Origin of the sequence: Bacillus andreraoultii, from assembly GCF_001244735.1 — a bacterium.
Classification (GTDB): domain Bacteria; phylum Bacillota; class Bacilli; order Bacillales; family Caldibacillaceae; genus Caldifermentibacillus; species Caldifermentibacillus andreraoultii.
This window is the reverse complement of sequence record NZ_LN868937.1, coordinates 1,395,250-1,420,491: the sequence shown is the minus strand read 5'-3', so window position 1 is coordinate 1,420,491 and position 25,242 is coordinate 1,395,250. Positions and strand designations below refer to the sequence as shown.

Genomic DNA, 25,242 nt, shown 5'->3' with positions numbered 1-25,242 from the left:
GACGCTTGGCTGCGGATTGTCCAATGCTAACAATTTTTAAGCATTCACGCTCACCGTTTCCAGTCACGTTGTAGCTTGTTAGCCTCTAAGGATTTCCCCGCAATTCACCCGATTTTCTAGTCATTCATCTTCTGAATGACGCGGACTAACATCTAGACAAATTGTTCTTCTTTTCCAAATGTCTGTTCATTAATTTGTCACAATATTTCTTAATCCGCTAACATTATCATCTGAGCACCGCGTCTTGATCCACCTTGTTCAACAAGATGAGTTAGTTTCGCGATGTCATCTAACCATGAGACAGAACCACTTGATTTACCGTTTACGCCTCTTGCTAATGTATTTCGAGGTCTTAATGTCGAACCATTCGTACCAACTCCTCCACCTCGACTCATAATTTCCATTACTTTTTTCCGATGTTCAGAAATACCTTCACGCGAGTCTTGTACAAAAGGCATGACGTAACAGTTAAAATAAGTAACTTCCTTATTTGAACCAGCCCCGTAAAGAACACGACCAGCCGGGATGAAGTTTAACTGGACAAGCTCTTCATAAAACTTCCGGGTCCATTCTTGTCGTTTTTCCTCTGTGTCTTCAACTTCTGCAAGGCCTGTTGCATTCCGTTTAGCAATTTGTTCATAATAGATTTCTAGCGGTTTTTCAATAACATCCAATGATCGGGTAATGATACCTGATTCTCTTTCTTCTTCTGTATCCAGAACACCTCGATACTCTTCTTCTACTAATATAGAAGCTTTCTTTTGCTCCCAATCAATGTTTACAATGTAACCTAATCCTCTCGCTGGAAATTTAGGATCTTCTTTTACAGTTAACACAACAAAATCGCCTTCAGATAAAGTCAACTTTTCAGTGTCTTTAAATGAATAGCGATCGAGCATGACGAGTCTAGATACACCTTTAAATGTCGTTTTCATATCTTCCGTAATTGGATGAACTTGTGGAAAAAGACGAATCGCTTCATTCAGCTTTTTAGTATTTAGTTTTGGTGTCTCTTTAAATGCAACAGCCATACATCCATCTCCTTTATTAACATGATAAAATCACAATTCTAGTAAAAAACTAGTTATTTATTATACTTTTTACAATATCATATAAAGACTACATATTCAATATATAGTGCCGTAAAATATTTTTATCATCTATATATTGTGTTTAAAAGCATATTCGACTAATTTTGTCAAGACCTCCTAAAAAAAATGACTTTTAAACTATCTTTGTCGGTTTTAGTTTTTTCTTTCAACAAGAATAAATTCTATCAGACGTAATCATAAAAATAAAGTATTGAAACTCTAAAAATTGGTGGAAAAATGATTATGGATTCCCAAATTATTTTGCGTTCATCGCGTTTCACTTATATAATATTAATTAGTGCACAAGTATGAGTGAAAGGGGGAACAAACATGATATATGTCTTGATTATAATTATCTTTGCACTACTAGGTTATTGGTTATTTAATTATTTTTACCAAAAGAAAATAATCAACACATTAACACAAGAGGAATTTATTGAAGGTTACCGAAAGGCACAGTTAATTGACGTTCGTGAACCGAATGAGTATGAATCAGGCCATATTTTAGGTGCAAGAAACATACCATTAACACAATTAAAAATGCGGATGAAAGAAATCCGTCCAGATAAACCCGTCTATTTATACTGCCAAGGTGCGAGTCGAAGTGGTAGAGCGGCTCAAATGCTTTATAAAAAAGGTTACAAGCAACTATATCAACTAAAGGGCGGCTTTAAAAAATGGACAGGCCGAATTAAAGTTGGAAAATAAGTTAACGGGAAAGAAGTGGTGCTGGCAATACTCCAGTAACCGGTAACACATGCTACCCATATACCAACCCTTCTTAATACGAAATAAAATAACAACCGATCAACTAGAACGGTTGTTATTTTTTAAATTACTCTTTTATATAACGTAAAATCGGATTCCGGGCCGCTTTTGTTTCATCAAGTCGGCTAACAACTGTTGAATGTGGAGCTTCTTGAACAATTTCAGGGTTTTCCTCTGTCTCTTTTGCGATTTGAATCATTGTATCGATAAACGCATCTAATGTTTCTTTTGATTCTGTTTCTGTCGGCTCAATCATCATACATTCTTCCACATTTAATGGAAAGTAAATTGTTGGTGGATGAAACCCAAAATCCAGTAATCTCTTAGCAATATCTAGTGTACGAACTCCTAGTTTTTTCTGACGTCTACCACTGATTACAAATTCATGTTTACAATGACGATCATATGGTAAGTCATAGTAAGGTTCGAGTGAACGCATCATATAATTTGCATTAATCACTGCATTTTCTGTAACTTCTCGCAAACCATCGGGTCCCATTGTACGAATATATGTATACGCACGAACATTAATTCCAAAGTTGCCATAAAATGGTTTTACTCGACCAATTGATTGTGGTAGGTCGTAATCAAAATGGTAACTCTCATCACGCTTTACTAACACCGGCTTAGGCAAAAATGGAATTAAATCTTTCTTCACTCCTACAGGACCACTACCCGGACCTCCTCCACCATGAGGGCCAGTGAATGTTTTGTGAAGATTTAAATGAACAACATCAAATCCCATATCACCCGGTCGTGCTTTCCCCATAATTGCATTTAAATTCGCACCATCATAGTAGATTTTACCACCAACGCCATGGATGATTTCCGCTATTTCAACAATATCTTCCTCAAATAAGCCTAGCGTATTCGGATTTGTTAACATGAGTGCAGCCGTATCCGCTCCAACAACACGTCTTAAATCATCGAGATCTACAAGGCCATTTTCATTCGATTTAACTGTAATCGTTTCAAATCCTGCAACAGTTGCGGATGCTGGGTTTGTACCATGGGCTGTATCTGGTACAATTACTTTTGTTTTATGAAAATCTCCATTCGCCTCATGAAAGGCACGTATTAACATGAGTCCTGTCCATTCACCATGTGCACCAGCTGCCGGTTGTAATGTTACCTCGTCCATACCAGTAATCTCTTTTAATTGTTCCATTAAATCATACATTAATTCTAAAGAACCTTGAACAGTTCGTTCATCTTGAAGCGGATGAACATGAGCAAATCCAGGTAGTCTTGCCACATCTTCATTTATTTTTGGGTTATATTTCATTGTACAAGAACCAAGCGGATAAAATCCTGAATCAACGCCATGATTTCTCTTCGAAAGAGCTGTATAATGTCGCATAATATCAAGCTCGGAAACTTCCGGAAGATTTGGCTCTTCCATACGAATGTACTCATTTGGGATTAAAGATTCTATACCGACCTCAGGTACATCTCTTTCAGGTAATGAATAACCGATTCTACCGGGTTTAGTTATTTCAAAAATAAGCGGCATGTTTTCCTTATTCATGATAAGCACCCACTTCCATAACGAATTGATCAATTTCTTCTTTTGTTCGGACTTCAGTCACACAGATAAGCATTTGACCAGAGTACTTCTCATCTACATTTCCTAAGTCATACCCAGCAATCATACCTTTTTCTAACAAATGTTCCGACAAGTCGTGAATTGGTTTATCTAGTTTCACAACAAATTCATTAAAGAAGGGCCCTTCATAAGCAATTTCAATTCCAATTTCTTGAAATTTATTTTTTGCATAATTCGCTTTTTCCATATTTGCAATGGCCATTTCTCGAATACCTTTTTTTCCAAGAGCAGACATAGCTACACTCGCAGCTAATGCATTCAACGCTTGGTTCGAGCAAATATTTGAAGTCGCTTTTTCTCTTCGAATATGTTGTTCTCTTGCTTGTAAAGTTAATACAAAGCCACGACGTCCCTCTTCATCTATCGTTTGTCCTACTAATCGACCAGGAATTTTACGCATTAATTTTTTTGTTACCGCAAAGAAACCACAGTGCGGTCCGCCAAAAGATTGTGGAATACCAAATGGTTGAGCATCTCCTGTTACAATATCCGCACCAAATTGACCAGGAGGTGCTAAAATTCCTAAGGCAACTGGATTAGCAGATACAACAAACAATGATTTATTACCATGTATAATTGGTTCTAGTTCTTTTAAGCGTTCAATTCTACCAAAAAAGTTTGGGTATTGAACAAGTACTGCTGCAACGTCATCTGTTAACTGTGATTTTAAAACCTCCATATCGGTAACACCATTCGTTAGTGGGATTTCCTTTACTTCAATTTTTTGCCCTTTTGCATAAGTCTTTACAACATCTTTATATTCCGGATGGATAGCTTCAGATAAAAGAATGGTTCCTCTTTTCGTTTGGCCTGCTGCAAGCATAGCCGCTTCCGCTAGAGCGGTCCCACCGTCATACATCGATGAATTAGCAACATCCATTCCAGTTAATTCACAAATCATTGTTTGGAATTCAAAAATCGCCTGTAATTCCCCTTGAGAAATTTCCGGCTGATACGGTGTGTAAGCCGTATAAAATTCCGATCGTGAAATAACATGGTCGACTATAGACGGAATATAATGGTCATATACACCTGCACCCAGAAAACTTGTGTATTTTTTAACATGCACATTCTTTTCAGCCATATTAGATAGTTCTTTAAATAGTGCAGTTTCTGATTTTGCTTCTTTTATGTTTAATTGTCCTTTAAATCGAACCGCCTCAGGAATATCCGAAAACAGTTCATCGACTGAACGAACGCCTATTTTATCTAACATTTCCTTTTTATCTTGTTCAGTCATCGGCAAATAACGAAAAGCCATATCATTTCCCCTCTTTTCTACAGTCATTCGTAATAATGAATTTTGCTATTATTTCTGTCTTTTATAAAATGGTGTTGGAATTACCTTCCCTAATACATATTTATTACGAATCTCTACAGTGACTTCATCCCCAATATCTGCACGGTTACTTTTGACAAGGGCAAGACCAATATTCTTTTTCAATGTCGGTGATTGAGTACCTGTTGTTACAACACCTATTTCAACATCTTCTTGAAAAACTTTATATCCAGTACGAGGAATTCCTCTTTCAATCAGTTCAATACCAACTAATTTTCGTTCTACCCCTTGTTCTATTTGATTCTTTAGAGCAGATTTTCCAATAAAATCAATTTCTTTGTTCACTTTCACAGCAAACTTTAATCCGGCCTCGATAGGGGAAATCGTCTGGGATAATTCTTGACCATATAGCGGTAAGCACGCTTCGAATCGTAATGTATCGCGAGCTCCTAAACCACATGGGACAATTCCTTCTTCTTTTCCACTCTCTAAAATTTTCTCCCAAAGAAATCTAGCATCTATAGGGTCGCAGTAAATTTCAAAACCATCCTCGCCAGTATAGCCTGTTCTGGAAATGAGCACTGTTTTCCCGACAATTTCTACATTTGGGTTAAATCCCATAAATGGTATTTCAGATAGATTTGTATTACTTAACCGTTGAAGAACGTTTTCTGCCATCGGACCTTGGAAGGCTAATAAAGCGTATTCATTCGAAACATCAATAATTTCAACTTCCCCTTCCAGATGAGCTGTTAACCATTCAAAATCCTTTGCCGTATTCGCAGCATTGACAACAAGTAGAAACACCTCGTCACTTAACTTGTAAACTAATAAATCATCTATCGTTCCACCATTTTCATTACATAAAAGCGTGTACTGCGCCTTATTTACTTTTAGTTTTGTTAAATCATTCGTTAACATCCTCTGTAAAAAATTTTCAGCTTCTCGCCCCTTTACTACGATTTCTCCCATGTGTGAGACGTCAAAAAGCCCTGCGCAACTTCGAACTGCATGATGCTCTTCTTTTATACTAGAAAATTGTACAGGTAATGCCCAGCCACCAAAATCAATTACTTTTGCACCTATTTCTTGATAAAGACCATATAGTGGAGTTTTCTTTAAATCCTCCATTCTTTATCCCCCTTTACACTATGTACATTCATTACATATGTCCTCTAAATACTCCAATAGACTGATCAAATAGTTTCATAACTTTTATGTACAATTGAATTTTATCATTTGATTACTTTGGATAAATATTACGATAAAGGGCATACTACTTTTATAATACGTTACAAATTTCCTTTTTCACAAAACTTTATTAAAATTGTAACTTTATTTACATCGTATCATTGTTTCTGTGTATTTTTCAACCATTTCATCGTCAGGAAGGAGTGTTTCTATGGATGTTACAATACATTTTGACACAACATGGCAAGAGGATTTTTTTACAAAACTAAATGACGATGGACCATGGTCGAACTGGAATCTATATAATTTAGCGATTGAGGCAGAGACACATTTACTTATTCCAGAGTTTTTTGGGTTAATGGCCCCAAAATTTTTACCACAACTAAAACCATTGCCTCATCAAATCGAAACCGCCGAGCAAGTAATTGAAAGAATGAACGGAAAAGCAATATTAGCTGATGAGGTTGGACTTGGAAAAACCATTGAAGCAGGACTTATTTTAAAAGAATATATGATTCGTGGCTTAGCTAAAAAAATTCTCATTTTAGTCCCCGCTTCCTTAGTTTCGCAGTGGGTGATGGAGTTAAATAGCAAGTTTCACATACCTGCAATTGCCTATCGGAAAAATTATAGCTGGGAAATCGTAGACGTCATGGTCTCCTCCTTAGATACAGCAAAAAAAAGTCCTCATAAAGATATTATTTTAGAACAAAGTTACGACTTTGTTATTATTGACGAAGCCCATAAATTGAAAAATCATAAAACGAAAAACTATGATTTTGTTCAAAACTTAAAACGTAAATTTTGTTTACTTCTTACTGCTACACCCATTCAAAATAAAATAGAGGAAATATTTAATTTAGTTTCCTTACTTAAACCAGGACATCTAGGTACATACGAGGAATTTCTAGATAATTATAAAAATAATCAAGATAAATATGACGACAAACAACTAAAAGAACTTATAAATAAAGTGATGATACGGAACCGAAGACATGATACAAAAATTGAATGGACGAAACGAAAAGTAAAAACGGTTCTTATTGATTTTTCGGACGAAGAGCGGGAGTTATATGAATATATTACATCTCATCGCAACCAAAATAGTTGGATATTTAATAACACGTTCTCAATTTTAACATTACAAAGAGAGGCTTGTAGTAGTAAGGAAGCTGTTTTTACTACATTAAAGAATATGTTAGATAAAGCTACGGAACCAAGTGAAAGTTTGCAGCAATTTGTAAAAACGGTGGCTGAAAAGATTCAACAAATCCAAGTAAATTCAAAAGCAGAAAAAGCATTGGAACTTATTCAATCAATAAATGATAAGGTCATTATTTTCACAGAATATCGAGCAACACAGTTATATTTACAATGGTATTTAAAACACCATGGGATTTCTTCTGTACCATTTCGTGGCGGATTTAAAAGTGGAAAAAAAGATTGGATGAAGGAATTGTTTCAAAACCATGCCCAAGTTTTCATCGCAACTGAAGCAGGTGGAGAAGGGATTAACCTACAATTTTGCAATCATTTAATTAATTTTGATTTACCTTGGAATCCGATGCGCCTTGAACAGCGGATTGGACGCATACATCGGCTTGGTCAAGAAAAAGATGTCATGATTTATAATTTTGCAACGAAAGGAACCGTTGAAGAGCATATTTTAAAATTGTTATACGAAAAAATTGATTTATTTGAACGGGTTATTGGTGAGTTAGATGATATACTGACGAAACTTGATTTTGGCAGGTTGGAAGATCATCTTATTGATATATTTGGCCACTCACAGTCAGAAGGGGAAATGAAAATTAAAATGGATAATTTAACGGCGGTGATTGAAATGGCTGAGAAGTTCAGAGAGGATGAATATGATGAAGCAGCGGGAAATTCATTCCTATCTTGATCAATTTTTTACAACAACAAATTGTGATATTGTTGAGAATACAGAAACCTATATGACCGTTCAGCTCACAAACGAAATGGACAAGTTACTAATGAATCGTCCTTTTTACTGGCATTATATTGAAAAAACCGGTGGTATACCAAACCCTCAAAAGTTAACATTAATAACTGATTTCAAACAATCAAATGAGATAAAAGGGGAACTCATCCACTTCGGTTCACCCCGATTGCATCAAATTTTTCAAATAACGAAACAAATGGGAGGATATATTCGATTATTCGAAAACGTACCTGGCACAGAGAATTATCATACTGCCTTAATCCCATGGTTCTGTTTAAATTTAAAAATTAGCTATTTATGTGATCGACGTAAAGACAGATTGTGTTCCATCGGCATGAATTTACTAAATGGAAGTTTAATGGGAGATTTCCACCAGAATCTACTGAATAAAGGGATTGACCTTGTTGCCAAAATCCCTGATTTCGCATTTACTTTTACACCAATATTTAAACCAGAGAGTGGGTTGCGAAGAATCCGACTGTATATTGAAAATGATATTATGAAAGAAAATCATTCCTGGGCAACAGAAGCGAAACAACGATGGCAAGAAGATGAACAACTATTAGATTCTTTTTACATAGCTATTGATGAAAAACCAGAACGTTATATGATTGAAAAGGAGGCTTTGAAAGAACAATATGAACCTAAAATTGAAATTTCAATTATTAATGGTGGACTTTTCTATTTAACAAAACAATGGTTAAAATAATTTATGCTTAAAGCTACTTAACGATTTTACGTACCTTAAATGCTTTCCCAACTGCAAAAAGGATGTTGGCCTACTCTTTTGTAATCCAACATCCTTCTTTATATTGATTATTTCTTTGGACGCTTCATCATTTCAATACTAGCCTTCATTGAATAAGGAAGGATTCCAAACCATTTATATGCAAAAGGCTCTTTATGCAACTTTTTCTCATTTTTCCGCTGTTTTCGTTCTTCTTTTGGCGTTTGTAAATGGGTGACGACCGTCTTCGTAATATAGCTAACATAGTCATTTGATTTCAATCTATTCACCCCCTTTAATAAACTCGTATTGTCAAAAGTTTTTATATTAAATAGGTTAACAACCATTGATTTATAAGGCATTGAACAAAAAAAGACTTGCCACCCCCTAAAATCTATGGTTAATTGAGGTTACCACACACACAACTAACAAGATTGGAGTGAACAAGTCTGTATCCTCAATTATTAACCTATTTATTTGAATTTATCAAGTACCAAGATGAGACTATCAAAATTTTACAGACTCTTTTAATTGGAAAGAGTATGTTTGATAAACCCGAAGAAAAACCGATAAGCAAGCCTTATCGAAAACTACAGGTGGATGAGCTTCCGATTGTTGAAACACTTGAAAAGCTTGATTATCAAGAACTACTTAATGATTTTCTAGAAAAACACGGGAAACCATTAAAACCGGTTCGTAGACATAAAAACGCCAAAGTTTGTGTGCCTTCTCATTTGAATTGTCCAAAGTGTGGTGCTCCTTCTGATTTTCTTTATGCAAATAATGGAGATAAAGGACAATATCAATGTAAAGTGTGTGCGTGTTTGTTTAGCGAAAAGAATCGTTATTTGAAAGAGGCCATTTTACGATGTCCTCACTGTTCAAAAACACTTGAAAAGATAAAAGAACGAAAAGATTTTGATGTTTTCAAGTGTAAAAATAATCAATGTTCTTACTACCAAAAGAAGTTAAAAGGTCTTTCGAAAGAAGAGAAGAAACCGTTCAAAAAAGACCCACAAGCGTTCAAAATGCGCTATATATTTCGCCTGTTTAAGTTCGACTATAAGCCACTGTCGAAAGAGTCTCCAGAGTTACCGAAAGTAGATTTATCGAAATTGTACGTGTCTCCGCATACACTGGGACTTATTTTGACTTATCACGTAAACTACGGCTTATCAGCGCGCAAAACCGCGGCCATTATGAATGATATTCACGGAGTTTCTATTTCTCACCAAAGTATTTTAAACTACGAAAACAGTGTCGCGCTCATAATGAAACCGTTTATCGACCATTATCCGTATGAGCTTTCCAATCAATTTTGCGGTGATGAAACGTATATCCGTGTGAGTGGACGTTGGAATTACTTGTTCTTCTTCTTTGATACCGTAAAAAAGATTATTTTGTCGTATCCTGTTTCACCAAACCGAGATACACAGGCAGCTGTATTAGCCATTGATGAAGTATTGCTTAAGCTAAAAGAGATTCCAGAAGATCTTACTTTTGTGGTCGATGGGAATCCTATTTACCTTTTGGCTCAACACTTCTTTGCCCAGCACGATATCCACTTTGATGTGAAGCAAGTCATTGGATTAACCAATGAGGATCCTGTTTCAACGGAATATCGACCGCTTAAACAAATTATTGAGAGACTCAATCGTACTTTTAAGGGTAATTATAAGGCTACACATGGGTTTGGTTCAGAAAAGGGATCGGTATCCTATGTGACTTTATTCGTGGCATATTTTAACTTTCTCAGGCCACATGCTTCACTGGAGAATAAAGTGCCAGTTATGATCCCAGAACTCTCCAAATTGCCACACATGCCGGCACGTTGGACAAAAATGATTGAACTCGCTCAACAATGGCTTCTAGAAATACAAGCTGCCTAAATTTAGCTTTAGCTGAGCCCTTGAATGGTTTAACATTCAAACCAGCCATTTGGCGAAGCGAACCCTTGACAAACCGAACTAGCCGATGGTTTAAAATTTTCGGAAAACAAGGGCGTATTTGTCATGCCTTAATTTAGTTCCCTTCACCCTTGTTACACCTAACTTAAACCATCGGCGTGTTTGTCAAGGGCAAATGGCGACGGTTCTCCACCTTATTTCGGAATAAATCTTGTTTGCTTATCCGTTTTTCATAGAACTTTTGACATTACCAATAAACTCTTACAATAATAGGTTAACCAATTATTTCATTGAATAATACAAGGAATTGGGTTCAATCTAAATTTTTTCTCGATTCCCCATTTATTTCGGAAATCGTTGTCATCTCCTCTTCTACATCATCACTACTATTCCCATCACTTATCTCGTCGCTTAATTCTGAATCTAACTCACCTTCTCTCTCAACTTCCTCCTCAGGATTTTCTTCTTCTACCTTTGACTTTATATCTAAATATAGATCCATAAATAGTTCGCCTTTATTATCGGTATAACATTCAAAACTAATTAGTAATCTCGTCTTCAAATCTTTTTTTACCGTATATTTTACATAGCCGACATCATAATTGAACATCCCTGTTTTTTCTAATTCATTATTCTCATATGCCTGTTCAACATCTTGAAATCCAAGTAATAATAGTGATTCTAACCTATACATTTCATTTATATGATTGAACACTTGCTTTTCCACAACATATTTATTAGTGGAATACAACAATATAGTCATAAAAAGAAAAAATAGAAATAATGTGAACGGTAGAATAAAACCTCTTTCATTGCATACTGTAAGTAATTGGTATCTCTTGCGGGAAGAATATTTCACCTTCATATTTTTTTCCATTTTGATGTGTAACAATGAATTTAATCCCTTGCTCAATTTCTTCATATCGAAAGCTCCGAATATTAAATAATATTAATTGATGACCTCGTCCATCTACTCTTCTTCTAATCCGATCAATATATCGTTCATAAATGATTAGTTCTTCACCTTTCCAAATTAAGATACGATCCGGAACAATGGAAAGCATTATTTTATCACCTTCCCAGATTTCTCTTTTCGCCTGATTTAAAAACATTTCCCATTGCATCTGATCGGTTATTTCAGGTGAATACAAATGATATCGCAATAATGGGACCATACTAACTATAAAGGTAATAATAATTGTGAAAATCGATAAACTAAGTAACATTTCGACTAATGTATAGCCGGATTCAGTTTTTAGTAAGCACACGGCACTTCTTCTTTTTCCCCTTTTGAGTCTCATAATGCACACAAATTTCTTTCATTCCCTCCGTACTTTCATTTACTACCGTATAATAAGTCGAGTAATTATCTACAGTAATCTCTGGATCAACTGGTTGATTATAAACTACCTTCTGAAATTGTCTTGATACGATTTGATTGCCCATATGATCAATCATGACTTCTTTTCTATTTATTATTGAATGTAAAAGGGAGGGAATAACCGTAGAGAGTATGATTAGCCAAATGAAAAAGGCTAATAAAAGTTCGAGATAAATTGAACCTACTTGATTACGAACTATATTCAAATATTTCAAACCGGCCACTCCCTATACTAATAAATATTCGATATTTCTTCTTATTTACCTGAACCCATATATTTCCAAACGAACTTACATTTCCAAGTCCATTAATACGGAAATTTGATAAATGACCATGGGAAATAGTAACACCATCAGGTACTTTCCTTTCTATGAAGATATCACCATATACATTTGTATATTTGTATGTTCGTTTATACCCATCATATTTGTAATAAACGACACGTCTCGTGCTTATTGCAAGACTTTGCGCAAAATACAAGTCTTCTTCATATTGCTGTAGAAAATTCTTTTCTTCAATTGTATTTTGGACAGATTTAAAAAGGGGAGGCAGGCTTATAAGCATAACAACGATGACGAACATGATTAGCAATACTTCAATCAGTGTAAAACCTGCCTCCTTGTAAGCAATCCGACAGTTAGAAAGCTTGAAATTTATTTTAATCACCCTAACTATTGAATAACCGCTTCGCCATCGCGAACAATTATTTTTCTACCATCAGGACAAACAGGCTCCTCTTTTAAGTAACCTCCTTTTAAATCGCTAATTGAAGTTGGCAACTTGTTATGATCGATTTGATAGGCTTGTATTTCTGCTTGAACCATATTTTCTAAGCCTTCACATCCTTTCGAACTTATACTCGATTGATGCTTTGTCACATTAGGAATTGTAATTAAAAGTAGAATCGTAATGACGAATAAAACAATCATCATTTCGATTAATGTAAATCCTTTATCGTTTTTCCACATATTCATCTTCCTCTCTAACAACCGTAGTGATTTCTCAATTTCGTCGTTTCTTTAGACAAGCATTTCATTCAATACGTCATTACACATAATTAATTAATTGAAATGACGGGAGCATAATGGAGAAATACATAATGATAATCCATAATGCAATAAAGCTAAATATTAATGGTTGAATAAATTTAATTAACTTCTCAAGGCGATCAAAGAACAGTTCTAAACAATATTGACTATATGCATTTAATTCAATTTCCAACTTCCCGCTTAATTGACCATGTTCAATCACAGCAACTAATTCCTTTCTCCAGATTGGGATTTCACCTACCGCATTAGCTAAACTTTCACCATCGAGTAAACCCTTATTAATTTTTTCAATTGCTTCTGCTAAATATGGCTTTTCAGGGTCATCTTTAATAAATAAAAGTGATTGGGATAGTGAAAGACCACCGCTCAAAAGTTGACTTGTATGATAAGCAATATAATAGGTGTTCCATAATTGAACTAAATCCCCAATAACGGGTAGTTTCCTTAAGGTAAATTGTATTTCATAGCTTGTCCGTCTTTTTTTAAAAATGAAAAAAGAAGTAACACCAACTAAAAATATTGATAATATTGTTAATGAGATTATTTTCGGATGTTCATAAATCCAATAAAAAAATTTAATAAAATGATTCGGTTCTGCTTGAAATGAATCGTATAATTGAGCAAATTGTGGAAGCAATTGCCAACTAATAACAAAAAACATAATCCCTGTCACAATAAGTAAAAATATCGGATACATTAATAATTTTTTTATTTTTTCCTTCCGTTTTTCTCTTTCTAATAAAATGGTTGACGCTGTTTGTAACGCTCTTGCTAATTGTCCATTTTTTTCACCATAATAAATAAAGCTAACAGCTGTTGAATGAAAGAATAATTGATTAAGAACGGTATAGAATTTCTCTCCATTCTTTAATTGCTCGATACTTTTTGTTAAAGGGGCATGCTTATTTTTACTTAATTGGATTTTAATAAAACGAATGGCATCACTAATTGAATAACCTTCATCTAAAAGCATACCTAGTCTTTTTAAAAATAAGATTTGTTCATTAAGTTTCCACTGTTGTCGCTTCAACCTCATGCACCCATCTTTCATATTCACTTTCTTTTAAAAATCCAAGTGCAACCCCTTTTGCAATTAGTTTACTTAAAGTTGGATATTTTGCAGACACGGTCTCACCTTTCGCCTCTAAAAGAGAATCTTTTAATGCCCGACCATACAGTATTTCATAAACAGCTGTCCGTCCGCTTTTGTAATGACTACAATAAATTGGACAATTTCCTTCCAAACAGTAAGGACAAATTAATTCAACAAGTCGTTGTGCTGTAACTGCCACTAATGTTTGTTCAATTTCATGCCAATTAATTCCAAACTCTAGAAGACGGTATAATGCCCCTTTAGCGTCTTTAGTATGCATTGTCGTTAATACTAAATGACCTGTTAAAGCGGCCCGTATAGCAATTTCCGCCGTTTCTTCATCACGAATTTCACCGACCATAATAATGTCCGGGTCATGTCGAAGGATCGCTTTTAGTCCTGCACTATATGTGACTCCTGCTTTTTCATTTACTTGTACTTGAAGAAGTTCTTCATTACTTTTTTCTACCGGATCTTCCAATGTAATAACATTTCTACCTAAAAACTTTGTTGAATGTTGGAGAAGTGAATATAAAGTCGTCGTTTTTCCAGATCCAGTTGGACCGGTGAGTATAATTAATCCGTGGGAAAATTTCAACATAGATAGAAGTAATCTCGTAGATTTAGGAAATAAGGATAAGTGTCGGAAAGGAATATAAGTTTCTTGAGGTAACAATCGGATGACTAAGCTTTCAGAATAAATTGAGGGGAGAGTTGACAAGCGTAGTCCAACCAATTGACCAAAAATATTCATTTGAAAAGAGCCGTTTTGTGGTCTTCTTTTTTCTCCTATATCCATAGCTGCCTGAAACTTCATGTAGGAAATTAATCTTTCAGTTTCATCGAGTTCAATTGTCATCATTGGGATGAGTTTATGTGACAATCGAAACATGATAGATGTATTTTTTAATTTGGGGATAATATGAATATCAGTCGCATGTAAAGAAAAGGCATGTTCAATTATTTCCTTTGCTCGCTTCTCAATTGAGCTTAACAAAGTGATGATCACCTTCCCTTTTCTTTATTCGATAACATATTTCGACAAAAAAATCAAAACTCCTTCTTATTTTTACAAAATATTTGTTTTTTTATTTTTCACTTCCATTACTTTTTTGTGAATTTATGAACATTTTCTGACAATCAGCCTTTGTTTCTCCATAACTACATTTTCTATATTATAATGATAAAAAAGCCCTATGAGGTGATAAATATGCAACAGACATTGAAAATTACGAATGTTTTATCAGATCCAACTAGATATTCAATTTATGAGTATATTACAAAAAATCATAAAAATGTTACCGTGCAAGAAATTGCTGATGAATTTAACATTCATCCTAACGTTGCGAGATTACATCTTTCAAAGTTAGAGGATGTAAACATGTTAAAATCGGAAAATAAAAAAACGGGTAAAGGTGGGAGACCGAGTAGAATTTATCGTCTATCTAATGATGTAATTGAATTAAATTTCCCTTTCCGTGATTATCACCTTCTTGCCAAGATTGCCATTGAGTCAATGGTGGAATTAGGAGATATCGCCGAAAACGCCTTATATCAAACCGGTAAACGATATGGCTATGATCTTATGGAAAACCAGCTAACGAAATATGGTTTAACAAGTGACCAATTATCTTTCGAACAAAAATTGGATATCTTAAAATCTACATGCACAATGTTAGGATTTTACCCTGACGTATATGTACAAGAAGAACAACATCGCCTCCATTTACAAGTGTTTAACTGCCCTTTCCGTGAGATTGCTAAAGAACATAAATCTGAAACTTGTAATATGCATATCGCTTTTATTAAAGGTCTTTTAGAATCACTTTATACTGACTTCGAACTTATAACTACTCAGAACATGTTTGAAGGTTGCGATTCTTGTGCTTATCGAATTAATATTGTAAATTAATTGTTGTAAGTGTTTACAATTGTTTTCACTATCATTATAATAGAAATTAACTGAAACTTCTATCATCGGATTCATTCCTCATATGATAGAAGTTTTATTTTCATATTCATAAAAGTTCGAACATAATGTAAATATTGAGGAGGGGATTTTACGTGGATCGGATGTATCGAGTGCTTTCTTTTTGGACCGCCATCTTCACGGTCATGTTTTACGTTGGGGATATGAATGTTTTAGCACTACTATTTTTAGCTCAAACAGGATTTTTTCTGCTATTAGGTTACTTACGTTTATCTGAAAGGATGTACTTGTATATTTTCGGCGCATATCTCACTATCTTTTTTGTCGGCTTTACATATTATACAACCTTTCACTTCGTACCAGGGACACAGTAATCCTTTTAAGAAAATTCGGGTGCCCGGTCTTTTAGGTGAGAGCAGACGAAAGAATTTTTTCCGGCTTGATGTATTGTTGCCAGAGTCTTTCTTGTGTGCTTATGCGTTAAGAAAATAGAAATTGGCAAATTCATACTTTCCTATTTAGTCAAGTTAAATAAGGGTTGTCCGTCTAATCAGCATAAATAAATTTGGACAGGGGGATGTCAATGGGCACAGTAATTATTTTTGGTCTCGTTACAATACTCGCAATTATAGGCACTTATACATCATTTAAAAATAAAAATTATCTCGGGTTATTTTTTGCCGTTGCGACTGTTCTAGTCTTTGGATTTTTCGCATTAATGACGGTTATTAAAGATGGTTTTCCTGAAATGTAAATGGAAAGGCTCCCTACCAAACAACCTATCGTTTACGGTAAGGAGCCTTTCCTGTTAATGAATTGAATCGGTTTCCATTTGTAGAGTCCTTACAAATACAGCTAACATTTCTTTATAAATTCGTGGAAATTGATCAAGTGGGAGTGGATTCACTCCATACCCTAATTCAAAGGTAAAGCCTGGCCTCCGGTACTCATAAATGAACCAATCACGATAACCTGCATGACTATCAATATATTGAATTGCTTTGTAACCAGAAATTTTTTCATATTCTTCCGCAAGTCTTTTGGACTCTCCAGGTTCTAAATCATCGTATCCCCAATAAAATTCTCGGCCTTGGGTATGATAAGCAAGTAGTAGTGAAAACCGTCTCTCTTCTGCCAGTTGGGCCATCGCTTTTGCTTCTGGTTCAGTTAATGGATGCTCCCCGGGATAATCCCTCGGTGCCGGACTTTTCGGTTCTTTTCGTTCTTTTTCTATTTCCCATTTTGCCGGATATTGATTATTTAAGTCAACACCACGAACATTTGCTTTCCATCCAGAAAAATCAGTTGATCCTTTATTTAACGTAATAAGCTCTTTTTTCAATTGATTCGGAGGACCATGTAACACAAGGTTAACACCGTCAGGATTAACCATTGGAACAATTGACAAGTGGGTACGATGATAGAGCGGCATCATGTGCTCATCACAAATCTTTTTCCCATTTGTTAATGCCAATATATATTCATTTAAAGACTTCATCAAGACAGGTGTTGTAATCCATTCATTCGCGTGAAAAGAGGCATTAAAGTGAAGCGTGCGTTTACCCCTACCGAGTTCGATTTCATATAGTGGACGTTCGAGAACACTTTTTCCAATCGTATTGACCTTTAAAAAGGGATAAATTGAACGTAAAGTTCTCACATCTTTCTCTAATTGGTTGAAGTCGTATTTCTGATTACCATCAATAATGAGATGATTCACTCTTTTTGGTAAGTATACTTTTTGTCCAGGTAGGAGAATTTCTTTTATCTCAGGATTCACTAACATAAGTGCTTCTTCCGCAATATTTAATTTCCTAGCCAATTGAAACATTGTTTCCCCAGTTTTTATCATGTAAGATTCTTTAATATAACCAGGTATCTCAACATCATCACCTATGTTTAAGTAATTTGATAAACGAGGATTAGAATCTTGAATTAATTGAATAGGAACTTTAAATAACTGACTATAAAGCCATAAGGAGTCACCATCACGAACTTTTACCCGCATGAACATCCCCCTTTATTCATATTGACAATGGAACTTCATAATCTGATTTTATGAAATTGATATATATTTAGAACAAAGAGGGAAAACTTAAAGTATTAACTTTGTTGCTTCACTAAAAAGCCCGCCCCAAAAATTCCAGCATCATTACCAAGACTCGCTAATAATAATTTCGTATCTTTACTTGTTGGCGGAAAAGCAAATTGATCGACATATTTATTTATTGCATCTAACAGTGTATTTCCAGCTCGGGAAACACCTCCACTAATAATAAATGCTTCTGGGTTTAGTATCGTACTTAATGTTCCTAAAGCATAACCTAAATAATATCCAACTTGATCAACAACTTCGCGGGCGATCTCATCTTCTTTTGCAGCATCAAACACATGCTTTGCGGTTAAATGGCCTTCTCTTTCATAAATATCTCGTAAAATGGTCATCTTTTCACTATTGAGTTTTTCCATTGTTAAGTTTACGACACCTGTGGCCGATGCAACTGTCTCTAAACACCCAGATTTCCCACAATTACAAGAAAATCCATCATGATGTTGGACTGTCATATGACCAATTTCGCCGCCTCCTCCCGAGGTACCGTTAACAATCTGGCCATCAACAATAATACCCCCTCCAACACCGGTACCGAGTGTTATACAAACAAGATTACTTAGCCCCTTACCAGCACCTTGCCACATTTCACCGAGAGCGGCACAATTTGCATCATTAGCCACATAAGCAGGTAAAGAAAATGTTTGTTCCAACTCTTGTTTTAATGGATAGTCCATCCATCCTAGATTCACTGCTTTTGAAATGCTACCGTCTTTTAAAACAGGACCTGGAGCCCCCATACCAACACCTAGGAATTGGTCTTTCTTAAGATTAAGCATTGTTGCTGTTGCTTCAAAAGAACGAAAAATATTTGGTACGATAAATTTACCATTTTCTTCTTTGTTCGTAGGGATTTCCCACTTTTTTATAACACCTCCAGTTAATGTCATAATTGCTAACTTTGATGTTGTTCCACCTAAATCAATACTAAAAATTAGTTTTTTTTCCATAAGCTCACCTTGACTTTCTTTTATCCAATTCTTTTTGTATTTCTCGACGTAATAATAATAAAGCCATTTGGTATTCTTTTATATCAATTAATTGTGACCGATAGAGGTCGTGTATTTCAGACTCCATTAATTGTAAATCTGCTAATCGATCTCCTATATATATAATGGAACCAAACTGCTTTAATAGTTGTTGAATATCGTAAATCGTTTTCAACTTTATAATCACCCTTTAAGTAAGTTCAATACATCACTTATATTATAGCAAATATTCTAGTTATGAAAACGGATTTAGGAAAACTGTTACGAGAAGTTTTAAATTAGGGTGAAAAAATAAAAGCCCTCACCTTTTAACGGTCAGGGTCTTTCGGGTCTAAAAACTTTGGCCTTGTTCTTTTTAATGGAATTGGTGCTCGAATTAAAATGTCCAAAAATGCTTTAAAGTCAAATGGTATAAACGGCCATAAATAAGGAACAGAATATGATTTCATCCATGCAAGTAAAAGAATCCATAAAAATATACCAATCATAAAGCCTAACGCATGAAAAGCCGCAGTTAATGTTAACAAAATGAGTCGAGTAATTCGATTTGCCAAACTCATTTCATAACTTGGTGTTGCAAACATCCCAATCGCAGCAATTGACAAATAAAGAATGACTTCATTAGAAAATAATCCCACCTCTACCGCAACTTGACCAATCATTAACGCAGCCACAAGACCTAAAGCGGTTGCTAAAGAATTAGGTGTGTGAATAGCTGCCATTCTTAACATATCAATACCAATCTCAATGATTAAAAATTGAAGATATAACGGAATACGTCCGTCTTCATTAGGACCAATAAATGATAATTGCTCTGGAAGTAAATTAGGATGAACAGCGAATAAATACCATAGTGGTAAGATAAAAATAGACGCCCAAACTGCGATAAAACGTACAAGCCGTAAATAAGCCCCGACAACTGGCTTATTCCGATACTCCTCTGCATGTTGGAGATGATGCCAAAACGTTGTTGGTGTAATAATTACACTTGGCGAGCCGTCCACAATAATGATAATATGCCCTTCATACAAATGAGCTGCAGCTGTATCTGGCCTCTCTGTATAGCGTACAGTCGGATATGGATTCCAATGGTTTCCTGAAATAAATTCCTCAATGGTTTTTTCAGCCATTGGAATTCCATCTGTATCAATTTTTTCTAAGGAGGATTTAATCTTCTTAACTAGTTCCTCATCAGCGATATCCTCTAAGTAACAGACTACTAGATCTGTTTTAGAACGGCGACCAACTTGCATATACTCCATTCTAAGTGACCGGTCACGAATCCTTCTCCTTGTTAATGCAGTATTAAAAACTAAAGTTTCAACATACCCATCCCTCGACCCTCTGACAACACGTTCAATATCTGGCTCTTGTGGACTTCTAGCTGGATATGTTCTTGCATCAATTAAGATTGCTTGATCAAGGCCGTCTACAATTAAAGCTGTTGGACCCGCCAATACCATGTCTGCCAATTTATTTAAATCATCCGTCACTTCAATTTCAACATAAGGAATGTATGTCTTAATTAATTTATCTAAAGTATTGCTCGCCAAATCGTCTTCCTTTAAGCTTGCCAGCAATTTCATAATTTGCACAAAGGTTTCATCTTTAATAAAACCATCTATAAAAAAAATGGCCATATCTCGTTCTGCATAATGTAAGTCCAAATGGATAACATCAAAACTCTTTCCTATCCCTAATATGTCTTTAATCGTATGTATATTTTCATGGATATTTTTTGATACGGTACCATATTCTTTGTTCGATTCCATGTCAATCTACTCCTGCCTCATTTTACCTATATCCATGATTGACAAACAAGACTCGATTCATACAAATTTGTATACATTTTCTATTATTTTTCATAAACAGTGGACAAAGCCATATACATGAATTAAGACAATATGAATTGATTAAAGAGATTGTGTTTCCAATTGGAGTGACATGATATGAATAGTATGAAGTTAAAACAAATGTTAATTATATGTTCTACAATTATAACCATGACAGCATGTGGGTATTGGTTCTTTTTCACGAATAGCAAAGTAACAGAAACAATTACTTATTTTCCGAAAGATACCGATGCACGATTTTTAGATGCGAAATCTAATATAACAAATGTGAAATTTAATCAAAATCAATTTAACTTTTCGATAAAAACATATTCACGACTTGATCGACCTGCATACTTACGACATGATATTGCACTCATTTTTACAAACGGTAAATTAATCGGAAAAATTGGCAAGTGGAAAGAAAATGTCGATATCATTCATATGGAGAAAACGTTTCAAGGGGAAAGCAATCAACTTGTGCGACTGATCAGTTTCCATCACGCGGAACTACACCAGTCACAATTCATAACGAGTAGTCAGAAGATGTCAGATGATTATCTATATATCATTCCAACAGCTCTCCCATCACCGGTTACTTTTCACATGCCAAATGGGGAGGACGAAATTGGTTGGAAAGAAGTATTAGATCGTAATGAACAAAAAGTGATGATGACAAACGTTAAAGAGGCAGCAAAAAAATACAACATCAATTTAATAGAATATCAAATGATTCCACTCTCAAAATTAATCAGTTATCTAAATCAACCACTTCCAGGTTTTTCAAAAGAAAAGTCCGATGAAATAATCGGACAACTTTGGGAAGGGTTATATAAAAATTATTTTCTAGGAATACAAAAGGACGATGGGCAAATCGTTTCATCTATTGGTAGTACCCTTCCCGTTATATTAATTGCTAAAAATAAAAGCCACCTATTTATCGTTTCACAAACAGCTGGTCTAGATATTATCGCACTAAAACAAGTAATAACTAATTGAAATTTGGAAAGTGATAGCCATAAAGTAAACCAGCGACTGTTAGTAGAACTGCAAGAACTAGAAATACATATCGATTTCGTTTTGCTTTTGTATCAGGTAGTTGTGTAAATCCAGCTGCTAAAAAACCACCAACCATCCCACCAATATGGCCAGATATATCAATGGATGGAATCACAAAACCGATCCCAATATTTACAACGATTAGAGCAATAATATTCGGTCCGATTGTCCTATAAAAAGTTTGTTTATGCTCGAGACCGAAATAAAGAAGCGCACCAAATAGACCGAAAATTGCCCCACTTGCTCCCGCAGATAGATGTGGACTAAAAATAAAACTTGCTAATGTACCGAAAAAACCAGCAAATAAATAAATGAATGTAAAACGAAATCGACCGTATATTTTCTCAACTGCCGTACCTAAATAATACAAAGCTAGACTATTCATAAATAAATGAAAAAATCCAATATGTAAAAACATCGGTGTAATAAAACGCCACCACTCACCATTTACAATACTCGTATTCTCTTTCGCACCAAAATAATAAAGTACGTACGGATTTGTACTTCCACCACTCATTTCTAGTAAAACGAAGACAAGAGCGATAATAACTAGCATTACGTTCGTAAAAAAAGGCTTTGTTCTGTTGAACAATTTTTGCTCTCTTTTTTCTGCTTCATGTGATTTTTCATAAACAATCCGCTTTATTAAATCAACTTCATATTCGTCATAATCATCTTTTATCTGTTTAAACGGAGTCTTTCCAATCACTTGCGATAAAAACTGGATAGATTCATTTAACCGACTTCCATCAAAAAGAACCGTTTGCATCGTAGTTTTTATATTTTTAATTTGAACAGGACGATTAACGAATTGCTCATATGAATCAACTGGCGGAAGAGTCGAAAAATAAACATTTAATACTTGAAAATTTCTTCGATAAAGCATTTTGCGAATACCATCTGCGGATAAAATTGCCTGTTTCATATCCGCTTTCAGCCAATTACTCCAATCAATATCTTTCCTGACAAGACGAATTAGAGGGAACTGTTTATCAGTTAAGTTTTCCAACCATATTTCCTGTTGTCCATCTAAATGTTTGATCAGACGATAACCTTCTTCCTCTATTAAAAAGTGAACAAATTCCCAAAACAAATAATCCTCTCTATATCCCAAATGTTTCCCTGCTTTCTATATTTCTTAACACTTATTCTATACGAGGTGATTCAAAAAAAACAATACATTTGATGAATCGAAATAAAATCCTAACATTATCTTAACACAGTTCATATACGTAGATTATAGCTTTTATGATATATATTGAGTCAAATTACTACATATTGAAAAGAAATAGACAGACTGTATTAGCCTGTCTACTTACTTGTTGTTTCTCCAAAGGCGGATTGAATGAACAAATTTCTTATTTTAGGTATGCGCATCGATGAAGCAACGGCCCATTTTCGTATTTTTTCTTTACTAAGAATCCAATTCATAATTCGATAACGATTCTGAAAGGCCATCATAAATGCATAACCTACAATAAACATTTTAAGTAAACGTGTAAGCATGATCTTCACCCTCCTCCCCCTTTAGTCTCTTGCAAAAGTCATTTTTTATCCAAAAACTTCATATAATGATCCATTGGTGAGGAGTTTATTTACTGGTTGCAAATGAACGTATCATCTTCTAAAATGATTTTTTGTACTTTATAATCATGTGGCTCAGTCGGTAAATCATTGACTAACTGTTCGTTAAAAGCTAGAGCAATCGTCTTTCCAAAAAAGGTGGGTAAAAATCGATCATAATAACCTCCACCAAAACCTAATCGTTTGCCATCTTTTGTAAATGCTAGTCCAGGTACGATTACTAAATCGAATGACTCTTTTTCTACTCTCGTTGCTTTTTCAGGTACAGGTTCCATTAATTGAAAAAAACCGTGCTCTACTTGTGAAAAGTCTTCTATCCAATAAAATTCAAGCTCTCTCGTTTGGGGTTTACATTTCGGTACAGCAACTTGTTTCTTTTCCTGCCAAGCTTTTTCGATAATTGCATATGTATCAACTTCTGGAAATAAAGAAATTGTTATTCCAATCGACTGAGCCAACTTCCACTCACTGGATTGTAATAAGTTAAGTAAAATTTTTTTAGATTTCTTCCTATACATATCATTTGATAATTTACTTAATCGATCTTCCATTTGCGTGCGGCATTCTTTTTTCGTTACCATTATGAAACCTCCTAATCTCCACCTTCTGCCTGATGTTAACCAAGTCTTCGGTTCACTCAGAATGGATTTTCACCAATTAGTCATTAACGGCTTGCTTGTCACGCCAATATAGAAAAACAGCAGGAAAGCTCCTGCTGTTTACTTAGTTTCACGATGTACTGTAGTTTTTTTATCGCGAGGACAATATTTTTTTAATTCTAAGCGATCGGGATTGTTACGTTTATTTTTTGTAGATATATAATTACGTTCACCGCATTCAGTACATGCTAATGTAATGTTAACGCGCATATTATTCCCTCCAGTCCATACACAAATTACGACCTTACTATAATACCATTATTTTTTAGAAAAAGCTAGTCTAGATTTTAATTGACTATCCCAATGAAATAAATCTCTTTCTGAATAAGAATTGGATGCTAGTGTCCATGTATTAGCTACAGTTGCTTCATATGGTTCCAATTCCTGTTCTAATGAAAACAGACCAATACAGTTCCCAGAACCAATTGGATTAAATGGAATAATCCCATCTTGAATTTTCTCCTCATAGGAGTCCTTATTTAATACACCATATTGAGCAAGAGAACGACCGTTCATTATTCCCGAAGTTAAATATAAACCGTCATTATTCGTTAAAAATAACACATCTTTTTTCGGTGAAACAAATATATAATTGTTTTTCAGTTCATTCAAAAACGTTTCTACAAACAATTTAATACGGATTCGTTCATCTGTCAAATTACTAATTGACAGATTTGTAACGATTAAGTCATCTTTTGTATACAAATAACGAAAATTAATATGAAATGATTTATTAAACAACCAATTTTCACCCATTGTTATTCTTACTTTTGAACCATTATAATAAAGATAATGTCTCATTTTTAGTTGCTGCTTTAATTTAATTAAATAATCCTCCATATGTAAAATGTTCATTTCCTACACCCCTTATTTAAATAAATACCGTTCAAATTTGATCCCGAATATTAAAAATTCCCGTTACTAAGTAATTTACTATTATATTCATCGTATCATTGAATCAGTATTCAAACAATAAACACAAATTGTCGTATTTTGTTTTTTAAGATAATATTTTTCGATA

Annotated in this window: 28 protein-coding genes and 1 pseudogene; 8 read left to right on the top strand and 21 right to left on the bottom strand. The window is 34.6% G+C overall.

Features of this window, described 5'->3' with window-relative positions:
* Positions 1-212: 212 nt before the first annotated feature.
* Positions 213-1,031 (bottom strand): annotated as a pseudogene (locus BN2144_RS11935) (ribonucleotide reductase N-terminal alpha domain-containing protein); the annotation flags it as partial.
* Between the two features lie 390 nt (positions 1,032-1,421).
* Between BN2144_RS11935 and BN2144_RS11930 the strand changes: the two are divergent.
* Complete coding sequence (locus BN2144_RS11930; RefSeq protein ID WP_033828435.1) at positions 1,422-1,799, top strand: rhodanese-like domain-containing protein; 378 nt, start codon at positions 1,422-1,424, stop codon at positions 1,797-1,799.
* A 127-nt stretch (positions 1,800-1,926) separates the two neighbouring features.
* Here the strand turns inward: BN2144_RS11930 and gcvPB are convergent, their stop codons facing one another.
* The 3 genes from gcvPB to gcvT are packed head-to-tail and all read right to left on the bottom strand — an operon-like array spanning position 1,927 to position 5,875.
* Positions 1,927-3,387: an aminomethyl-transferring glycine dehydrogenase subunit GcvPB gene (gene gcvPB / locus BN2144_RS11925; RefSeq protein WP_033828434.1), complete on the bottom strand. Its 1,461-nt coding sequence runs from the start codon at positions 3,385-3,387 to the stop codon at positions 1,927-1,929.
* A complete protein-coding gene (gcvPA, locus tag BN2144_RS11920; protein WP_033828433.1) occupies positions 3,380-4,726 on the bottom strand; it encodes an aminomethyl-transferring glycine dehydrogenase subunit GcvPA in 1,347 nt (448 codons plus the stop codon). The genes gcvPB and gcvPA overlap by 8 nt, the downstream gene beginning before the upstream one ends.
* A 48-nt stretch (positions 4,727-4,774) precedes the next feature.
* Entirely contained in the window at positions 4,775-5,875 is a 1,101-nt protein-coding gene (gene gcvT, locus BN2144_RS11915; RefSeq protein WP_033828432.1) for a glycine cleavage system aminomethyltransferase GcvT, read from the bottom strand.
* A gap of 271 nt (positions 5,876-6,146) precedes the next feature.
* Between gcvT and BN2144_RS11910 the strand changes: the two genes are divergently transcribed.
* Both BN2144_RS11910 and BN2144_RS11905 read left to right on the top strand, forming a co-directional pair.
* The gene (locus BN2144_RS11910; RefSeq protein ID WP_033828431.1) at positions 6,147-7,841 is read left to right on the top strand and encodes a DEAD/DEAH box helicase; all 1,695 of its coding nucleotides are present in this window, start codon (positions 6,147-6,149) and stop codon (positions 7,839-7,841) included.
* The gene (locus BN2144_RS11905; protein WP_033828619.1) at positions 7,810-8,610 is read left to right on the top strand and encodes a YqhG family protein; all 801 of its coding nucleotides are present in this window, start codon (positions 7,810-7,812) and stop codon (positions 8,608-8,610) included. The genes BN2144_RS11910 and BN2144_RS11905 overlap by 32 nt, the downstream gene beginning before the upstream one ends.
* A 107-nt stretch (positions 8,611-8,717) precedes the next feature.
* Here the strand turns inward: BN2144_RS11905 and BN2144_RS11900 are convergent, their stop codons facing one another.
* Complete coding sequence (locus BN2144_RS11900) at positions 8,718-8,990, bottom strand: YqzE family protein (RefSeq protein WP_326564336.1); 273 nt, start codon at positions 8,988-8,990, stop codon at positions 8,718-8,720.
* Positions 8,991-9,077: 87 nt separating this feature from the next.
* Between BN2144_RS11900 and BN2144_RS11895 the strand changes: the two genes are divergently transcribed.
* On the top strand, positions 9,078-10,517 hold the full coding sequence (locus BN2144_RS11895; protein WP_033826673.1) for a DDE-type integrase/transposase/recombinase: 1,440 nt from the start codon (positions 9,078-9,080) through the stop codon (positions 10,515-10,517).
* A gap of 331 nt (positions 10,518-10,848) precedes the next feature.
* On the opposite strand, the gene comGG is transcribed toward BN2144_RS11895, so the two are convergent.
* The 7 genes from comGG to comGA form a co-directional block, all read right to left on the bottom strand.
* Positions 10,849-11,298, bottom strand: coding sequence for a competence type IV pilus minor pilin ComGG (comGG, locus tag BN2144_RS20115; protein ID WP_268258033.1), 450 nt, complete (start codon positions 11,296-11,298; stop codon positions 10,849-10,851).
* Positions 11,299-11,344: 46 nt separating this feature from the next.
* Positions 11,345-11,803 carry a competence type IV pilus minor pilin ComGF gene (gene comGF, locus BN2144_RS11885; RefSeq protein ID WP_033828428.1) on the bottom strand — a complete coding sequence of 153 codons (459 nt, stop codon included), beginning with the start codon at positions 11,801-11,803 and terminating at the stop codon, positions 11,345-11,347.
* Positions 11,784-12,122 carry a hypothetical protein gene (locus BN2144_RS11880; RefSeq protein ID WP_187367004.1) on the bottom strand — a complete coding sequence of 113 codons (339 nt, stop codon included), beginning with the start codon at positions 12,120-12,122 and terminating at the stop codon, positions 11,784-11,786. Before BN2144_RS11880 ends, comGF begins: the two co-directional genes overlap by 20 nt.
* Positions 12,106-12,582 (bottom strand): competence type IV pilus minor pilin ComGD, encoded by a 477-nt coding sequence (gene comGD, locus BN2144_RS11875; protein WP_139017891.1) that lies wholly within the window; start codon positions 12,580-12,582, stop codon positions 12,106-12,108. The genes BN2144_RS11880 and comGD overlap by 17 nt, the downstream gene beginning before the upstream one ends.
* Before the next feature lie 5 nt (positions 12,583-12,587).
* Positions 12,588-12,884: a competence type IV pilus major pilin ComGC gene (gene comGC / locus BN2144_RS11870; RefSeq protein ID WP_094763124.1), complete on the bottom strand. Its 297-nt coding sequence runs from the start codon at positions 12,882-12,884 to the stop codon at positions 12,588-12,590.
* A 79-nt stretch (positions 12,885-12,963) separates the two neighbouring features.
* Positions 12,964-14,001 (bottom strand): competence type IV pilus assembly protein ComGB, encoded by a 1,038-nt coding sequence (gene comGB, locus BN2144_RS11865; protein ID WP_222860095.1) that lies wholly within the window; start codon positions 13,999-14,001, stop codon positions 12,964-12,966.
* Entirely contained in the window at positions 13,970-15,055 is a 1,086-nt protein-coding gene (gene comGA, locus BN2144_RS11860; RefSeq protein WP_033828423.1) for a competence type IV pilus ATPase ComGA, read from the bottom strand. Before comGA ends, comGB begins: the two co-directional genes overlap by 32 nt.
* Positions 15,056-15,268: 213 nt before the next feature.
* On the opposite strand from comGA, the gene BN2144_RS11855 reads away from it, so the two are divergent.
* The 3 genes from BN2144_RS11855 to BN2144_RS19230 all read left to right on the top strand — a co-directional run bounded on the left by BN2144_RS11855 (position 15,269) and on the right by BN2144_RS19230 (position 16,742).
* Positions 15,269-15,970 carry a helix-turn-helix transcriptional regulator gene (locus BN2144_RS11855; RefSeq protein WP_033828422.1) on the top strand — a complete coding sequence of 234 codons (702 nt, stop codon included), beginning with the start codon at positions 15,269-15,271 and terminating at the stop codon, positions 15,968-15,970.
* 152 nt (positions 15,971-16,122) lie between these two features.
* Positions 16,123-16,362 carry a DUF2626 domain-containing protein gene (locus BN2144_RS11850; RefSeq protein ID WP_033828421.1) on the top strand — a complete coding sequence of 80 codons (240 nt, stop codon included), beginning with the start codon at positions 16,123-16,125 and terminating at the stop codon, positions 16,360-16,362.
* Positions 16,363-16,571: 209 nt separating this feature from the next.
* Positions 16,572-16,742 (top strand): DUF2759 domain-containing protein, encoded by a 171-nt coding sequence (locus tag BN2144_RS19230; RefSeq protein ID WP_033828420.1) that lies wholly within the window; start codon positions 16,572-16,574, stop codon positions 16,740-16,742.
* 54 nt (positions 16,743-16,796) lie between these two features.
* On the opposite strand, the gene BN2144_RS11845 is transcribed toward BN2144_RS19230, so the two are convergent.
* From BN2144_RS11845 to BN2144_RS11830, 4 genes are all read right to left on the bottom strand, one after another.
* Complete coding sequence (locus tag BN2144_RS11845; RefSeq protein ID WP_033828419.1) at positions 16,797-17,996, bottom strand: M14 family metallopeptidase; 1,200 nt, start codon at positions 17,994-17,996, stop codon at positions 16,797-16,799.
* A 95-nt stretch (positions 17,997-18,091) separates the two neighbouring features.
* Positions 18,092-19,048 (bottom strand): ROK family glucokinase, encoded by a 957-nt coding sequence (locus tag BN2144_RS11840; RefSeq protein ID WP_033828418.1) that lies wholly within the window; start codon positions 19,046-19,048, stop codon positions 18,092-18,094.
* Between the two features lie 4 nt (positions 19,049-19,052).
* Positions 19,053-19,262: a YqgQ family protein gene (locus tag BN2144_RS11835; RefSeq protein WP_033828417.1), complete on the bottom strand. Its 210-nt coding sequence runs from the start codon at positions 19,260-19,262 to the stop codon at positions 19,053-19,055.
* A 133-nt stretch (positions 19,263-19,395) separates the two neighbouring features.
* A complete protein-coding gene (locus tag BN2144_RS11830) occupies positions 19,396-20,859 on the bottom strand; it encodes a spore germination protein (protein ID WP_033828416.1) in 1,464 nt (487 codons plus the stop codon).
* A 177-nt stretch (positions 20,860-21,036) separates the two neighbouring features.
* Between BN2144_RS11830 and BN2144_RS11825 the strand changes: the two genes are divergently transcribed.
* Positions 21,037-21,918 (top strand): hypothetical protein, encoded by an 882-nt coding sequence (locus tag BN2144_RS11825; protein ID WP_050632299.1) that lies wholly within the window; start codon positions 21,037-21,039, stop codon positions 21,916-21,918.
* On the opposite strand, the gene BN2144_RS11820 is transcribed toward BN2144_RS11825, so the two are convergent.
* From BN2144_RS11820 to BN2144_RS11800, 5 genes are all read right to left on the bottom strand, one after another.
* Complete coding sequence (locus BN2144_RS11820) at positions 21,911-23,092, bottom strand: rhomboid family intramembrane serine protease (RefSeq protein WP_033828415.1); 1,182 nt, start codon at positions 23,090-23,092, stop codon at positions 21,911-21,913. The two genes, BN2144_RS11825 and BN2144_RS11820, sit on opposite strands and share 8 nt — an antisense overlap.
* Before the next feature lie 197 nt (positions 23,093-23,289).
* Positions 23,290-23,484 carry a hypothetical protein gene (locus BN2144_RS11815; RefSeq protein WP_033828414.1) on the bottom strand — a complete coding sequence of 65 codons (195 nt, stop codon included), beginning with the start codon at positions 23,482-23,484 and terminating at the stop codon, positions 23,290-23,292.
* Positions 23,485-23,573: 89 nt separating this feature from the next.
* Positions 23,574-24,143 (bottom strand): 5-formyltetrahydrofolate cyclo-ligase, encoded by a 570-nt coding sequence (locus BN2144_RS11810; protein WP_033828413.1) that lies wholly within the window; start codon positions 24,141-24,143, stop codon positions 23,574-23,576.
* Positions 24,144-24,281: 138 nt separating this feature from the next.
* Positions 24,282-24,431: a 50S ribosomal protein L33 gene (rpmG, locus tag BN2144_RS11805; protein ID WP_033828412.1), complete on the bottom strand. Its 150-nt coding sequence runs from the start codon at positions 24,429-24,431 to the stop codon at positions 24,282-24,284.
* Positions 24,432-24,479: 48 nt separating this feature from the next.
* Entirely contained in the window at positions 24,480-25,076 is a 597-nt protein-coding gene (locus tag BN2144_RS11800) for a hypothetical protein (protein ID WP_033828411.1), read from the bottom strand.
* Positions 25,077-25,242: the final 166 nt, after the last annotated feature.